The sequence below is a fragment of the Staphylococcus sp. HMSC067F07 genome, assembly GCF_001837405.1.
Taxonomy (GTDB): Bacteria; Bacillota; Bacilli; order Staphylococcales; family Staphylococcaceae; genus Staphylococcus; species Staphylococcus capitis.
This window is the reverse complement of the sequence record NZ_KV832237.1, coordinates 341,599-356,893: the sequence shown is the minus strand read 5'-3', so window position 1 is coordinate 356,893 and position 15,295 is coordinate 341,599. Positions and strand designations below refer to the sequence as shown.

The window sequence follows — 15,295 nt, the reverse complement described above, 5'->3', positions numbered from 1 at the left end:
AAGTTGTATTTTCCATTTAACCTAGAAATGAAGGTTAAAATTTATAGTAATACTATTTCATACTACGTGTTGTTCTTAACATCAATAAGATGAAGTAGGCAATCATTCCGAATAAATATGTGATAAATAATGCATGGAATAATGCAATAATTAAATTTACATTTGTTATAACAGATAGCGCACCTGTAATAACTTGTAAAATAACTAAAATAAATGCAGCAGTATAACCATAACGTACTGTGCGATTGTCAGAATAATTTTTAATAGCATGAATAAATGTGAACATAATCCACATAAATGTGATAAATGCCATACCTCTATGGGCGAATTGTACCCAATCATGCGCATTATGTGGCACAATATCATTAAATGGCACTGGCCATGCACCATAAGCAAGACTCGACTTAGTATGTCTTACTAATGCACCAGTATAAATTGTAAGGTACACAATAATTGCCATCAGCCATGTTAATGTACGCAGTGGCTTCTTAATAAATAATTCATCAGCTTCATATTTTTGGTCAACAGAAAATATGATTAGAGTCATTACGAATACTGATGAAAAACTAATTAAAGAAATACCAAAATGTAATGCAAGAACATAAGCATTCTGTTGCCATATTACGGCTGCGGCTCCTATTAGTGCTTGGACAAGTAAGAAAGCAACACTAATGATTGAAAGTGGTTTGATTTCTTTAATATATCCAATATTCTTCCATGCTGTAATGACTAACCAAAGCACGACGATAAGAGATAGACCTGATACAGCTCTGTGACTTAATTCAATAATCGTCTGAATTGGTAAATTTTGAGGAAGAAGTGCACCATTACATAATGGCCATGATGATCCACAACCATCTTCTGATCCTGTTTTAGTTACGAGGGCGCCACCCAATTGAACAAAAGTCATAATAATCGTAGCTAAAACACCTAACCATTTAAGGTTCTGCTTTCTAAACAATGATAAACACCCCATCATTAATTAAAGTACGCATTTTTTTGCCATCTTTTGTCATTCATTTTAACGTTATTTATTGCATCACATATTGTGATTATAAGACAAAAAAGACAATATAAATTGTTTTGATACTTGTTATTTTAGTACTTTAAATTAATGTACATATTTTTGCTTTTAACTCATTATAACAAGAATACCATTTTTAATTGTGTCACAAAATCGACGATTTATAATGTCGCTAAAGTGTCACAATTTAATTTTATAAAACCTAGTCTTTTAATAAAATATACTATATCATTGTACTATATGAAAAATTCAAGGAGGGGAACTATGAGCAAAGAACACACTTTGTCACAGGATACGGGCCGAGTAACCTTCAAAGAATTACAACAAATCATAAAAATGGGCCTCGTTCAAGGTAACTTGATACCTGCATTTGCAGGCGCATGGCTTGCAGTTGTAATGACAAACCATTCCTTCCTATCGTCTATACCTCAAATATTATTGATGATTGTTGGCTCTACTTTAATCATGGGGGGCGCATGTGCTTTAAATAATTATTATGATCAAGATATTGATAGCATCATGCCTAGTAAACAAAGTAGACCGACTGTAAACGATAGAATCTCAGATAGAAACTTATTAATATTAAGCTTTGGTATGATGTTAATTGGTGAAGCTAGTCTTTTCCTATTGAACGTACCTTCAGGCGTTTTAGGTTTAATAGGTATTGTAGGATATGTTTCTTATTATTCAATTTGGTCTAAGCGACATACAACTTGGAATACAGTTGTTGGAAGTTTTCCTGGTGCTGTACCACCTTTAATTGGTTGGGTAGCTATCGATGGCAATATTAGCTTAGCAGCCATTGCACTATTTTTAGTTGTCTTTTGTTGGCAACCCGTTCACTTTTATGCACTTGCTATTAAAAGAAGTGACGAATATTCATTAGCTAATATTCCGATGTTACCATCAGTTAAAGGTTTTAAACGCACTAGAATTAGCATGTTCATTTGGTTAGTATTCTTATTACCTTTACCATTCTTATTGTCTGGCTTAGGTGTAACATTTGTAGTCATCGCTACATTACTTAATCTAGGATGGTTAGCATTAGGATTGACTACCTTTAAGAAAGATTCTGACCAAACAAAATGGGCGACAAAAATGTTCATTTATTCATTGAACTACTTAGTTGTATTTTTCGTACTTGTTGTTGTCGTTTCATTAATTAAAATGATCTAAATTTACTTAAGTAAGGATGAAACTTATGAGCGTACCCATTTTACCCACGATAAGTACTTCATGTATCGTCATTAGTGCAATCTTAGTGGCTATTGGATGGAGATTAATTTGGAAACGTCAAATTGATAAACATAAAAAAGTCATGTTATGGGCAGCAGTTTTTGCATTAACTTTCTTTATTATTTATGCTAGTAGAACAATTTTCATAGGGAATACTGCCTTTGGTGGTCCAGATTCAGTGAAAATCTACTACACTATCTTTTTAGTTTTCCATATCAACTTAGCTACTATTGGCGGTGTATTAGGATTAGTACAAATTATTTTAGCTTTTAATGATAAATTTAATATTCATAGAAAGATTGGACCGGTTGCATCGATTATTTGGTTCTTCACAGCAATTACTGGCGTGGCGGTGTACATTCTATTGTATGTACTTTACCCAGGCGGAGAAACAACCTCATTAATTAAAGCAACTCTAGGACTATAATTTATTTATTCGTTCTTTCTATTCAACTATACTGATAAAACTTCATTGTAGGTTTTGTCAGTTTTTTTAATTTTAGCTACAATACTAAACTAGAAAACTATAAATTAGCGTTGAAGGTTTAATCGCTTGTCTTGATAAATAATAGACTATTTTTGTACAATAAACTTAATTCTGTAGAGGTGGGTGAGTAATGAAAAAGTTAGTTATCAAAGTAGTAGGTGTTATTTTTTTAATTACTTTTTTAATTTATTTATTTTACTCACCACGTCTTAAATTTGATGTATTAGAGAATCCAAATAAAAGTAATAAAAGTAATCATTCAGAACAATTCCAAAAGTCTAATAAGAATGTTGAAAATCCTAAACCTAAACATGGCATTGGTACTTGGATTGGTAAGGATATTAAATTTATGACTAAACACTATGGTCAAGCTGATCGTACATATCCATTTAAATATGGTTATAAAAATTACATATTCAAAAAAGATAATGAATATTATATCGTAAGTACTAAGAAAGATATTATTACTTCAGTTTATGCAACCGGAAAAGACGTCAAAGTTGATCCGTTAACTATCGGTGAGAGTGCCTCACATCTATTTGAAAATACAAGCATTAACCCGGAACCAACGATACAATCTAATGGTAAGACGTATCGATTTGAAATGTCAGATGAAGATATGAAAACTCAAACATTAATTAAATATGGTAATGTCTACGCACAAGTTTATTCTGACCAAGAATCAAACAAAATCTTAGCAGTTCGATTTTTAGATTCAGATACATTAGCGGCACTACAACCATATAAATTAAATACCGATGAAGGTGACAGTTCAGATTCTAAAGATAAAGCAACACCGTTTGAACAGAACCCGAATCAACTCATTACACTTTATGAAGTCACTAATCAAATGAGAGAGTTAAAGGGGTTAAAACCTCTAAAAATTAATGACGATATTGCACATATAGCTTCAATTAACTTGTATGAAGCAACTGAAAAGGGTACTGATAGTGCCGAATTCACTGAGAATGCATTGACACAACAACTCGATGAAAACAATGTGTCCTACACATCAACGAGTCAGAACGTAGGGTATGATTTTGATGATGTACCAACTTTAATTCATAGTTGGATGAACTCAGATATCCACCGCTCTCGTATGTTAAATAATAAGTATGACGAAATGGGCGGAGAGGTTATGAAAGATTATTATTCATTAATTTTCTTGGAAAAGTAAAATACGAAAGGGTGAGAATATGATTACTGAAGAAACATTATCCATTTTAGATGAGATAGAAAATTTATCTGATATGATTGTTCAATCAGACGTATATCAAACTTATCAATATGCTAAAGATAATTTAGAAAATGATGACGAAGCACATCTACTTTATCAAGCATTTTTAAAGTCAAAAGATCAATACGATGATGTCATGAGATTTGGTAAATATCACCCTGACTATAAAAGAATTATGATGGAAACACGTCAACGTAAGCGTGCATACGAAATGTTACCTGTTGTCATGGAATATAAGACAAAGGAAGTCGCATTACAGGATTTAATTGATGAAGTATTGACAAAAATTGCATTCGCAGTTTCGGAAAATGTGAAAATTGAAGCGGGGAATCCATTCTTCCAAACAGGTCATAATGGGTGTGCAACTGGTGGATCTTGCAATTGTTCATTATAAATATATATATAAAGAAGACGCGAAGAGAGTATTTAATCTAGCAATAAAAACACTTTCGATGAATAAAAAATGTCATCGAAAGTGTTTTTTAATTATGATTTGATTTGTGATGATGAGTCTATTTGAAATGAAATGCTTTTATAACAATGAGTTGAAAATCTAACTTTAGGATGCATATTATTTTATATAAAGTCTCTACTGTATCGATAAGTTTAAAGCAATAGTGTTTTACTTATTAAGTAAGGTTTCTTTAAATTGTTTAGCTAAGTCAGGGCGGTCTGTAACTAAGGTGTGAACGCCTTTATTATAAAGGTCTGTCATTAAATCAATGCTGTTCACACCATAGAAACCTGGAACAATATTATTTAAATTTAGCCAGTCGATAAAGCGTTTAGACGTTAACGGCACACCTTTAAACTCAGTTGGCATTTGAAATGTATCAGCTTGAGGCGTGAATGTATTTCCAAGCATACTATTAAATTTCAAGAAACCTTCAGCTACTTCAGCTTGACTAGCACCGACGGCTATTTCATCATTGCTATACTCAACAAAGCGTCGAATTTGAGTTTTATGAAAACTTGTTACGAGCACACGATCTTGCGCTTGATGTTTAACAATAGTATTGTACATCACCTCAGGAGCAAGTCGACCTTCATACGTATTAGGTGCATCTTTTAAATCAACATTGATATACATGTTTGGATACATCTCTAATAATTCCTCAAATGAAAGTATTTTGGCATGAGGATCATTGCGATAAGGTGTAGCGCCATTAATATCTGTAAAATGATAGCCTGCGTCTAGACGTTTCAATTCTTCTAAAGTATGTTCGCTGACTTTACCTGAACCATTAGTAGTACGGTCGACAAGCGCATCATGAAAGACAATTAATTTACCATCTTGAGTTAAACGTACATCTGTTTCAAAACCGTCTAGTCCATATTCTACTGCATTGTCGAATGCTAATTGAGTTTGTTCAGGACGAACTGCCATCCCACCTCTATGGGCAAATAAATAGGGTGCTTGTCCTGAAAAGAATGCTGGAATAGACTTAACTTGTTTAGGTGCTTTATTTTTATTAAAGTAAAACAAACTTCCTAAGATACCAGCGGTTGCTAAAGAACCTTTGACTAACCATCTTTTATTATTACTCATCTATGAGCCTCCTCTTTATTATTAGACATAGCTTAACAAATATTTTCTTATTATTAAAAGTATAGTATCTTCATTTCGTATAATCATAATAGTATTCATTTTCAAAAATAGTGGGCGTAAGGATAAACTTACATAGAGTGGTTAGGGTGTTTCAAGAACAATCATAGTCATTTCAATACAAACATAGACGTGATATGATTACTTATGTATGAATAATGGAGTGAGCAAGATATGAATTTAATTCCTAGAGTAAGTTTAATTATTTATTTAAAACATATTAAGCACGAACGACAAATAAGAAAATATGGACATATTGTTCATTCAAATAGACAAAGAAAATATGTGGTGATGTACGTCAATGAAGCAGATGCTGATAATGTAGTACATAAACTCATGCAGCTTAAATATGTGAGAGATATTGATGGGTCACCATATAAGTTTTTAAAGAAAACTTATGAGAAGGAAAAACATGAAGTGCTATAAACACTCATGTTTTATTGTAATGGTGGAATCCAGCGTTGTAGACGTAATACGCTGATAAGATAGTTAAAATATAAATCTATATCAGGGTAAGTTTCTGGTGGTTGAACATCAATGCCTACAATTGGAATATTATACTTTTCAGCTTCAGTATTAATGATTTCAAATTTCTTATTTCCATCTGGATATGGATAGTTTAAAGCATTAACCATGATATACATAGCTTGAAAGTGGTTGCCAGATGTCGGATTCATAATCATTGCTACTGAAGATAGTTGTTTCTCAGATTGTGGCGAATGAAAGTAAATGATGCGATTGATACGAGGGTAATTGAACTCGATAAGGGTAGTGAATTCAAATAAATCTGTTAAACCTTCACCGATTTTGATAAACGATTGTTTCATAAATTAATCAGTCTCCTTTAATACAACAAATTATATTAAATAACTTATTGAAATGGAAGTGTGAGCGATGCGCGTAATTGCAGGTAAACATAAAAGTAAAGCGTTAGAAAGTCTTGAAGGACGAAATACAAGACCTACTATGGATAAAGTAAAAGAAGGCATTTTTAACAGTTTGCATGAAGTTTCAGGTTTAGGATTAGATTTATTCGCAGGAAGCGGAGCATTAGGCATAGAAGCTTTATCACGTGGTATGGAAAAAGTTATTTTTGTAGATCAAAACTTTAAGGCTGTTAAAGTCATCAAAGCTAATCTAAATCAATTGGATTTAATGCCTCAAGCTGAAGTATATAAAAATAATGCCGATAGAGCGTTAAAAGCACTTGCTAAACGTGATATTCAATTTGATGTCATTTTCTTAGATCCTCCTTACAAAAAGGGGTTAATTGATGAAGCAATTGAGCGAATTTCGGAGTTTAATTTATTAAAAGAAAATGGTATTATCGTTTGTGAGTTTAGTAATCATGAGGATATTAAATATGAGCCGTTCCAAGTGATTAAGCGTTATCATTACGGTTTGACAGATACTTTGTTACTTGAAAAAGGAGAATAAAATGAGTAAGACGAGAGCAGTTATTCCCGGTAGTTTCGATCCTATTACATATGGACACTTAGACATTATAGAGCGAAGCGCCGATCGCTTTGATGAAATTCATGTATGTGTGTTAAAAAATAGCAGCAAAGGTGGAACATTTGATTTAGAAGAACGAATTGATTTAATAAGAGATTCTGTTCAACATTTATCAAATGTAGAAGTTCATCACTTTAATGGATTGTTAGTCGACTTCTGTGATCAAGTAGGAGCAAGAACGATTATCAGAGGTCTACGTGCAGTCAGTGACTTTGAATATGAATTACGTTTAACCTCCATGAATAAGAAGTTAAATAATAATATTGAAACAATGTACATGATGACAAGCACAAATTATTCATTTATTAGTTCAAGCATTGTAAAAGAGGTAGCAGCCTATAAAGCAGATATTTCAGCATTTGTACCACCAAATGTTGAGAAAGCATTAAAAGATAAATTTGATGTTTAAAAAATAACCATTTCAACAATTTTTACTGAACGAAATTCAATCAGTAAGGGTATGTGTTGAAATGGTTTTTATTTGCGTATGATAGGTGTGTTGAAATCTGTTTGAGATTGTTTGCTGATAAGATTATACACTTGTGTAGCTTTAATTTCATTTTGGAAATAATGTGCATTTTTTTTATTTATGTTAGTGATAAAATGACGCTCAGGAAATTTATTTTTTAAATATTTTAAGTAATTTCTACCAGTATCGTTCATTCCTAAAATTCTAACAGCGTCGATGTCTTTTTTTACATTATGAGCACGTACATTGATTAATACATTCATAAGCACACGTTGTATATGAGTATAAGTGTAACGTTTCGTTTTAAGCTTCTCCATTAGTTCTTTGAACGAGTAACTTTCTTGAACTATAGATTTTAAACGATTCTCAAAGCCTTCATTTACAGTGTATATTGATGCTAAAGCCTCAGTATCTTGCACCATAAGTTGATACTTAATGAAAGGGAATGTATCTTCGATTGAAGCATGAGGTTTATGATACAAAGCGTGTACTGATTCAGGAACCACACGTTTCCACTCATTATCGTTCTTTATTAAAGACTGACGAATAGATGTTCCACTTGCAAAGGTAGGATGCTGTATTTCAGAGTGGTGATGATGTGAACCTTCACGTTTAATTGTCATTGCTTTTATAAGTGGTGCAAATCGTTTGATTGCCTTAAGATAACTTATACCTAACATGTTGTTCGGCGATTGAATAAGTTCATGATGATCAGTGAGTTCACTTAATATACGAGGGTAACTCTTTCCTTCTTTAAGTTTACTTTTAAAATCGGGGTGGCTTTCTAAAGTTGAAATAGTAGACGCAAGTTGTTGTAATTCTTCTATATCTGCACTTTCACTACCAAAAGAAACTTCATCAATATCTAAATAATGAGCTACTTTAATAGCCATTTCAGCAAATGTATCTCCTGAAGAGAGACTAGCTATTAACGGTAATTCCACGACTAAATCAACGCCAGTGAGGGCCATTTCAGCACGAGTAAATTTATTATAAATTGCAGGTTCTCCACGCATAACAAAGTTGCCACTCATCAACGCAATTGTTACATTTGAATTGGAGTGAAGTTGAGTTTGTTGTGAGTGATATAAATGTCCGTTATGAAATGGATTATATTCAGTTATGAGCCCAACACTTTTCATTTGCATTTCGTCCTTTCAATATTCATCATTAGTATTGTAACAGAACAATATATGTTAAGAAAAAATCTTGACAACTTTTGTTGGGAAAGTTAAAATAAATTTTGTGCTTGTTAGAGGTGAAGCCATATGAAATGGTCAATAACACAATTGAGAAAGTATCAAGGTAAGCCGTTTGAGTTTAACCAAAAGGCTCATTTTGATCATTTGAAAGAGTCATTAGATTTAATTGATCTATCAGAAATAAATGTTGAAGGCCTATTAACAGTGAAATCTAATGAAGTGATTGCAGATATGCATGTTACTGGTACATATACTATGCCATGTGCACGTACGCTAGAGCCAGTAGATGTGCCTCTAGATGTAACTACTTCAGAAGTATTTGACTTAGAAGGCTACGATGATTATACCGATGATGACGATCAAGAAGATGAACATTATCATCTTGTCACTGATGGTATGATTAATATCAAAGACATTGCTGAAGAACTTGTAATTATTGAAAAGCCTATGCGCGCCTTTTCTGAAAATAGTGATCAAATGCTAACAGAAGGTAATGGCTGGGAAGTCATTGATGAAGATCAATTAATTGAAGTTCAAAAAGAACAAGAAGATGATTCTGAAACTAAGCAAGTTGATCCAAGGCTTCAGAAATTACAACAATTATATGATAAAGAGCAATAGCAGTTTAATTAATGGTATAATAGTATTAATTGAACTGACATTTTAATTAAGTGTCTATTCTTAAGGAGGATTAATCATGGCAGTACCAAAAAGAAGAACGTCTAAAACAAGAAAAAATAAACGCCGTACGCATTTCAAAATTTCAGTACCTGGTATGACTGAATGCCCAAGCTGTGGCGAATACAAATTATCTCACCGCGTATGTAAAAACTGTGGTTCTTACAACGGTGAAGAAGTCGTTTCTAAATAATAAATTTATATATTTATTTTTATCCAGTAATCTGTCTAAGGTTACTGGATTTTTTATTTATTATAAACATCGACCTACAGCATTGTAGGGGATTGCTGTAGGCCGACGATAAATTATTGATTAATATTTTGTAAGATAGTGCTATTAATGTTTGTCACTTTTACGGTTCTTTCTATTTATGAGTAACGTACTACCTAAGAATGCTATTAAGCTTGCCCATATTGTTGTTTGAGAAGAATCTAAACCAGTATTAGGTAAAGTTTTAGATTTGTCAGTTGATTGAGATTTGTTTGACTTACTATCTTTAATAACTGTTACTGTTTGAGATTGGTCAGATTTTCTATCTTTAGTAACTGTTAAAGTTTTAGTTTTTGAAGAAGTCTTTGTAAGTTTTGTTGGACGCTTAGGATTTGGTTTTTCTTTTTTAGGAATTGGAATAGGTTCGAATTCTTTATTAGGTTCATCATTAATTATTCTAATATCATAATTTCCTTTATAGCCGATTTTGGGTACTTCAATACTTACAAATGCGTTATAAACCTTTTGACCCTTTACATAAGGGAACGCAACAGTACGCGTATCATGTTCTTTATCTCTTGCTATTGTAGTTACACGTTGGCCCTCAACTTTAAATTCTTTCCAATAAGAATCATTTTTAATTGTAAGAACTACAAGTTTGTTGCCTTTTTCATCTACAGCTACTTTGATAGGTTTTTGAACGTAATTTTCTATTGCAGAAGGTTGATCTTTTAATTTTTTCAGTATAGAAAAATCAACGGCTTTTTCATCTTTTAATACTGTAGGTGTAGTAATAGCACTTTCAAACTCTGTTGAATTTGGTTTTACTGATGATGTTGTGTTTTGAGTTTCCGCAGGTTTAGCTGTTGGTGTTTCATTAGGTTTAGCTGTTGGTGTTTCATTAGGTTTAGCTGTTGGTGTTTCTACAGGGTTAGTCGTTGCATTATTATTGTTTGGATTATTATTTGTAGGATTGTTCGTTTGGTTAGAATCAGCTTTTGGTTTCTCTATAACAGGGAAATCAACCACTAATGTTGTTGCTACGTCATTTCCTTCTTTATCAAGTTTAGATACCACTTTAGTTACGAGTTGGATTTTATCTAGTAATTTATCAGTAGTTAAAACTGCTTCTTTAACTTTATTACCTTGATCAGTTAATATCACGTTTTCACCATTATGGGTAATTTTAGAAAATTGATATTTAGTTCTCTTAGTAATAAGTGAATTACCATTTGCTTCTTTGACTTTGAAAGTATATTTATATTTGTCTCCAACTTTTTCTACTTTTACATCCTTTTCGAATAAATTAGCGTATGTCGAATCTTGGGCATTGTCCTTTTGATATTTCAAATCCCCTTTGATAGTTACAGGGAAAGCAGTTGGAACTTTAGCTGTTTCAACTTCATGATCTGGAACTGATGATTGGTCATTATTGTTTGTTTGAGTAGTAGTTTGTTGATTCTGTGATGATGGTGCCGGTTTAGTTGTTTTAGCTGGTTTAGATGGACGCTCTTTAGGATCATTCCATAAGTCATTATTAAATTGACGCGCACTATCATAGTATAATTGAAGTGTTACGTCATGAGCTTGATCTCTACTTTTATTAGGATTATTAATATTTTCAGGATATTTAGTTGTTCCTGTGAGTTGAATTTTCTCTAATAAATCTTTAGAGGTTACAGTGAATTCCTTAATTTTATTCTTTTCATTAATTGTTTTAAGTTCTAATGGTTGGTCTTTATATTCTACTTTGAAAAGTTCAAAATCATAGAATTCTCCGCCGACATCAGCAATTCCAGGATGTAAGTGAACAGTATATTTATATAAATCATTTAATTTTTCAATTTTTACATTAGGATTTAAAGCACCTTCGTATAAAGATGATTCCTCATTATTAATTGCATTTCTAAAATGTCCACTTACAAAAATTGGTAATTCTTTATGTAATTTATTTTTATCATACACAACATCTTTATAAATATTTTTATATGTTGTTGCTTGATAATCTTTAGCAGTTACTTTTTTAGATGAATCACTGTTTTGTGATGCATTTGAAGTACTCGTGTCTGTAGAAGTTGATTTATTTTCCGTTGAATCACTTGAAACACGTTTCTTCGCAAATTCATTATTTTGAATTCTTACATGATATTGACCATCATAACCAATATTTTTAACTACAACTTTTACAATCGCATTGTATACATCTTTACCATCTTCATAAGGGAAAATGATTGTACGTGTATCATTCGTTTTATCACGAGAAATAGTCACCACACGTTTACCTTCAACTTTTAAATCTTTCCAATATGAGTCAGTGTTAGTTTGCATTACAACGTATTTTTTACCATCAATAGTCGCTGTTTTAAAAGGATGTTGAACAAAGCCGTCCATAACTGAAGGATTATCTTCAGTACTTTCAAGTACTACGAAATCAGCATTTTTTTCGTCAGTTAATGTTTTGGGAGTAGGTTCTACATTTTCAAACTCAGGTTTAGCGGACGTTACTTCTTGTTCTAAATCACTTTTAGCTTTAGCAAGTTTTTCCTTGTATTCTTGTTTTAAATTATCAGGTAGTTTATCTTGAATCTTTTCTAATTCATAAACTTGTCTTTCCAATGTTTTAGCTTTTCTATAAGGTTCTAATAACTTCTCAGTATCATATTCCTGTTGGGTTTGGAATTGGGATGTATCATTCTGAATTGGCTTTTTAAATACTAATCTTGCGTCATAATAATCTTTGTTGGTACCACCACCCCATACTACTGTAGCAAGAACTCTGACTTCTTTAGTTCCATCTGTAACTGGAAATCTTACATATGCATAATCTTTTTCTGAATCAAATGAAACAAGGTTAACGGGTAATTTAGTATCGCCATTATATACTTCAAATTTTTCAAATGAATCTGCGGTCTGAACTTCAAATTCAACTTTTGCGCCATCTCTTGTAAATATGACATCAGCCGGGTTTTTTGTGCTCGCTTCTATATAGAAAGTTTTTTCACTACTACCTTCTAAACTAAATTCTATAGGGCGTCTGGGCCCCTCATCATGTGGTTGATTTGCGACTGCTGGATCTTTAATTGCTTCTTTTAAATTATCAGCAGAGTGAAATTTAGTTTGTGCATTTTGACTAGTGTTTGAAGCGGATTGAGTTGTATTACTAGCATTATTATTTGAATTATTTTGAGAAGTTGATGTGCTCTGTGTATCAGATGAAGCTTGAGTAGTATTTTTCGGTTGAGCTTGATCACTTTGATTAGTTGAACTTGAGGTAGAAGCCCCAGTTGGGTGAGCTGTATTAGTGTTTTGTCCAGAAGAAGCAGCCGAATTAGTAATAGCTTGGGAAGTAGTATCTTCAGCAGCTTGAGCTTCATGATTGGTACCTAAGAAGATGGCAGTTCCTAACGTGATTGCAGCTACTCCTACGGTTAATTTACGTATTGAAAAGTAATTGGCATACCTCAATGAATGATTCTTATGTTGTTTGTTCATGGTGTTAACCACTCCTGAAAATAAATTTCTAATTGATAAACCTTATCAATTAGCTTAGGGTGTATTATACACTATTTATTTTTAATTTGAATACTATTTTAAAAATATTTTATTGATTTAATTTTATAATAAAAAACAAGTACATCGTATAATGATGTACTTGTAGTAAGTCATTAGATATTTTTATTGTTTTTTCTTTTAAGAAGTAATAATGAAGATAATAGGGCGATAAGACTAAATACTAGACTGTTACTATTTGATTCTTGTTTTGAACCTGTTTCTGGTAATTCTTTTGAAGTTTTAGATTTACTATTGTCTTTAACTACAGAATCTTTTCCTTTGGCTTCTTTAGAATCTTTATCATGCTTTTGGTCTTTCTTAGGTTTAGGGCCGTTGGAGTCTTTATGTATTTTATCGAGTTTTTCAGAATGTTTAGCAGCATCAGGTTGTTTATCTTTAGAAGTATCATCTTTTTTATTAGTTTTTACATCTTGCTTTTTAGTAGTATCGCTTACTTGAGCTGCCGGTTTTTTAGTATCTTGTTTTTTGTCAGTAGCTGTTTGTTGATTTTTAGAAGCGTCATCTTTTTTAGCTTGATTATCAGTTTTATCATTTTGATTGTTAGTAACAGTATCGCTTACAGGCGCTGAAGGCTTTTGAGTCGTGTCTTGTTTTTTATTAGCATCAGGTTGTTGATCTGTAGAAGCGTTATCTTTTTTGTCCTGACTATCAATTTTAGTGTTTTGATTATTAGTATCAGTATGGTTTACCGGAGCTGATGGTTTTTCATTTTTAGCTTGATTATTACCAGCATCAGGTTGTTCTACATTCATATTATCATTTTGTTTAGCTTGGTTTTGAGTAGCCGTTGGTTCTGGGTCCTCAATAGTAGGGATGACACTTTCTAATTCAATATGCGTTGTATATTCATGATCATATTTTAAAGCAGGTATTACAATATGAACTTTACTAATAATATTATTCATACCTGGTGTTACTTCCATATTTACTGTTTTAGTATCTTTCTCAGTATTATCATCTACAACTGTAGTGGGTAATTCAGTTTCATTTTCATCGAAAAATCGAAAACTCTTCCACCATGAGGCGTTGTCTAAAGTGATTTGGAAGTAGTACTTATCATCTTTTTTTATTACTTTACCAGGATGCTGCACATATTGATCCATGTGAGAAACGTCGTTTGTTTTATCTTTTTGAACTTGGAAATTTAAAGTTTGAGAAAGTTCATTCGACTTTGAATTACTATTGTTTGTATTAGTAGTTGGCGCATTTTGCGTAGTAGCTTGGTTATTTTGAGTATTTGAATTTTGAGTAGCAACCGTATCGGCTGGTTTGGACTGCGCTTGTTGCGTTGATTGATTCGTATTTTTGTTAGTTTGGTCAATAGTTGTAGAGTTTTGAGTACCTTGACTATTATTGCTTTCAGCGGCTTGAGCTTCATGGTGTGCACCAATAATAAGTGCTGAACCTAATGTGATTGAAGCTACTCCAAATTTAAGCTTTCTAATTGAAAAGAAATTATTTAAAATGAGTGTGTTTTTCTTATGTTGGTGTTTCATGTTGTTAACAACTCCTATGTAATTTTTTATTGATATTATTTATCATTTAACACAAGGATATTATACACTAATATGAAATTAAGTGAATGATTTTTTAATAATTTCATTATTATATTTTAAAAAATAAAAAACGAGCTAATCTTGATTAGATTAGCTCGCCATGAAATTTATAACTATTTAGATTCTTTTCTTTGTCTTCTTAATAGTAATAATGATGCAGCTAAAGTTATTGTGCCGAATACAGTAGTAGCGTAGTCTGATTCATCGCTTAATCCAGTTTCCGGTAATTCAGATTTATCTTTTGAACCATTTGAAGTTTTAACCTCATCGTTAACAACAGTTTGTTTGTTATCACTATCAGTGTTGCCAGTGTCTCCACCAGTATTTCCGCCAGTGTCTCCACCAGTTTGAGCACCTGTAGGCTCGTTGTTTTGATCAGGAGTAACTGTACCAGGTTTAACACCAGCACCTAATTGTCCATTTTGTTCCGGAGTAGTAGGTTTAGCTTGTCCATTATTATTAGTATCTGGTTTTTCTTGATTATCTTGACCACTTGGTGTT

Annotated in this window: 16 protein-coding genes; 9 read left to right on the top strand and 7 right to left on the bottom strand. The window is 32.2% G+C overall.

Annotated features, from left to right (window positions below; genetic code table 11):
* Positions 1 to 52 precede the first annotated feature (52 nt).
* Complete coding sequence (locus HMPREF2706_RS08645; protein WP_002435308.1) at positions 53 to 961, bottom strand: COX15/CtaA family protein; 909 nt, start codon at positions 959 to 961, stop codon at positions 53 to 55.
* Between the two features lie 327 nt (positions 962 to 1,288).
* Between HMPREF2706_RS08645 and cyoE the strand changes: the two genes are divergently transcribed.
* The 4 genes from cyoE (at position 1,289) to HMPREF2706_RS08625 (ending at position 4,378) form a co-directional block, all read left to right on the top strand.
* Positions 1,289 to 2,200, top strand: coding sequence for a heme o synthase (gene cyoE / locus HMPREF2706_RS08640; RefSeq protein WP_002435363.1), 912 nt, complete (start codon positions 1,289 to 1,291; stop codon positions 2,198 to 2,200).
* Positions 2,201 to 2,225: 25 nt separating this feature from the next.
* On the top strand, positions 2,226 to 2,687 hold the full coding sequence (locus HMPREF2706_RS08635; protein ID WP_002435338.1) for a DUF420 domain-containing protein: 462 nt from the start codon (positions 2,226 to 2,228) through the stop codon (positions 2,685 to 2,687).
* 190 nt (positions 2,688 to 2,877) lie between these two features.
* Positions 2,878 to 3,924: a CAP-associated domain-containing protein gene (locus HMPREF2706_RS08630; protein WP_030065220.1), complete on the top strand. Its 1,047-nt coding sequence runs from the start codon at positions 2,878 to 2,880 to the stop codon at positions 3,922 to 3,924.
* A 19-nt stretch (positions 3,925 to 3,943) separates the two neighbouring features.
* Positions 3,944 to 4,378 carry a YlbF/YmcA family competence regulator gene (locus HMPREF2706_RS08625; protein ID WP_030065222.1) on the top strand — a complete coding sequence of 145 codons (435 nt, stop codon included), beginning with the start codon at positions 3,944 to 3,946 and terminating at the stop codon, positions 4,376 to 4,378.
* 228 nt (positions 4,379 to 4,606) lie between these two features.
* Here HMPREF2706_RS08625 and HMPREF2706_RS08620 read toward each other — a convergent pair whose 3' ends face one another.
* Positions 4,607 to 5,533 carry a glycerophosphodiester phosphodiesterase family protein gene (locus HMPREF2706_RS08620; RefSeq protein WP_030065224.1) on the bottom strand — a complete coding sequence of 309 codons (927 nt, stop codon included), beginning with the start codon at positions 5,531 to 5,533 and terminating at the stop codon, positions 4,607 to 4,609.
* 231 nt (positions 5,534 to 5,764) lie between these two features.
* Between HMPREF2706_RS08620 and HMPREF2706_RS08615 the strand changes: the two genes are divergently transcribed.
* A complete protein-coding gene (locus tag HMPREF2706_RS08615; protein WP_030065226.1) occupies positions 5,765 to 6,016 on the top strand; it encodes a DUF2129 domain-containing protein in 252 nt (83 codons plus the stop codon).
* Between the two features lie 11 nt (positions 6,017 to 6,027).
* Here the strand turns inward: HMPREF2706_RS08615 and HMPREF2706_RS08610 are convergent, their stop codons facing one another.
* On the bottom strand, positions 6,028 to 6,417 hold the full coding sequence (locus HMPREF2706_RS08610; RefSeq protein WP_049428004.1) for a DUF7147 family protein: 390 nt from the start codon (positions 6,415 to 6,417) through the stop codon (positions 6,028 to 6,030).
* 67 nt (positions 6,418 to 6,484) lie between these two features.
* Between HMPREF2706_RS08610 and rsmD the strand changes: the two genes are divergently transcribed.
* Both rsmD and coaD read left to right on the top strand, forming a co-directional pair.
* Complete coding sequence (gene rsmD / locus HMPREF2706_RS08605; RefSeq protein ID WP_030065228.1) at positions 6,485 to 7,027, top strand: 16S rRNA (guanine(966)-N(2))-methyltransferase RsmD; 543 nt, start codon at positions 6,485 to 6,487, stop codon at positions 7,025 to 7,027.
* A 1-nt stretch (position 7,028) separates the two neighbouring features.
* Entirely contained in the window at positions 7,029 to 7,514 is a 486-nt protein-coding gene (gene coaD, locus HMPREF2706_RS08600) for a pantetheine-phosphate adenylyltransferase (protein WP_002435417.1), read from the top strand.
* 68 nt (positions 7,515 to 7,582) lie between these two features.
* On the opposite strand, the gene HMPREF2706_RS08595 is transcribed toward coaD, so the two are convergent.
* Positions 7,583 to 8,716: a nucleotidyltransferase gene (locus HMPREF2706_RS08595; RefSeq protein ID WP_049428005.1), complete on the bottom strand. Its 1,134-nt coding sequence runs from the start codon at positions 8,714 to 8,716 to the stop codon at positions 7,583 to 7,585.
* Positions 8,717 to 8,842: 126 nt separating this feature from the next.
* On the opposite strand from HMPREF2706_RS08595, the gene HMPREF2706_RS08590 reads away from it, so the two are divergent.
* Together HMPREF2706_RS08590 and rpmF are read left to right on the top strand one after the other, a co-directional pair.
* A complete protein-coding gene (locus HMPREF2706_RS08590) occupies positions 8,843 to 9,397 on the top strand; it encodes a YceD family protein (protein ID WP_002435440.1) in 555 nt (184 codons plus the stop codon).
* Positions 9,398 to 9,473: 76 nt separating this feature from the next.
* Positions 9,474 to 9,647 (top strand): 50S ribosomal protein L32, encoded by a 174-nt coding sequence (gene rpmF, locus HMPREF2706_RS08585; protein ID WP_002435373.1) that lies wholly within the window; start codon positions 9,474 to 9,476, stop codon positions 9,645 to 9,647.
* A gap of 144 nt (positions 9,648 to 9,791) precedes the next feature.
* Here rpmF and HMPREF2706_RS08580 read toward each other — a convergent pair whose 3' ends face one another.
* From HMPREF2706_RS08580 to HMPREF2706_RS11920, 3 genes are all read right to left on the bottom strand, one after another.
* The gene (locus tag HMPREF2706_RS08580; protein ID WP_070862321.1) at positions 9,792 to 13,157 is read right to left on the bottom strand and encodes an NEAT domain-containing protein; all 3,366 of its coding nucleotides are present in this window, start codon (positions 13,155 to 13,157) and stop codon (positions 9,792 to 9,794) included.
* 173 nt (positions 13,158 to 13,330) lie between these two features.
* Positions 13,331 to 14,734: an NEAT domain-containing protein gene (locus HMPREF2706_RS08575; protein ID WP_049428009.1), complete on the bottom strand. Its 1,404-nt coding sequence runs from the start codon at positions 14,732 to 14,734 to the stop codon at positions 13,331 to 13,333.
* Positions 14,735 to 14,907: 173 nt separating this feature from the next.
* Positions 14,908 to 15,295: LPXTG cell wall anchor domain-containing protein (locus HMPREF2706_RS11920; protein ID WP_141761281.1), on the bottom strand; the 388-nt coding region annotated here is incomplete at its 5' end.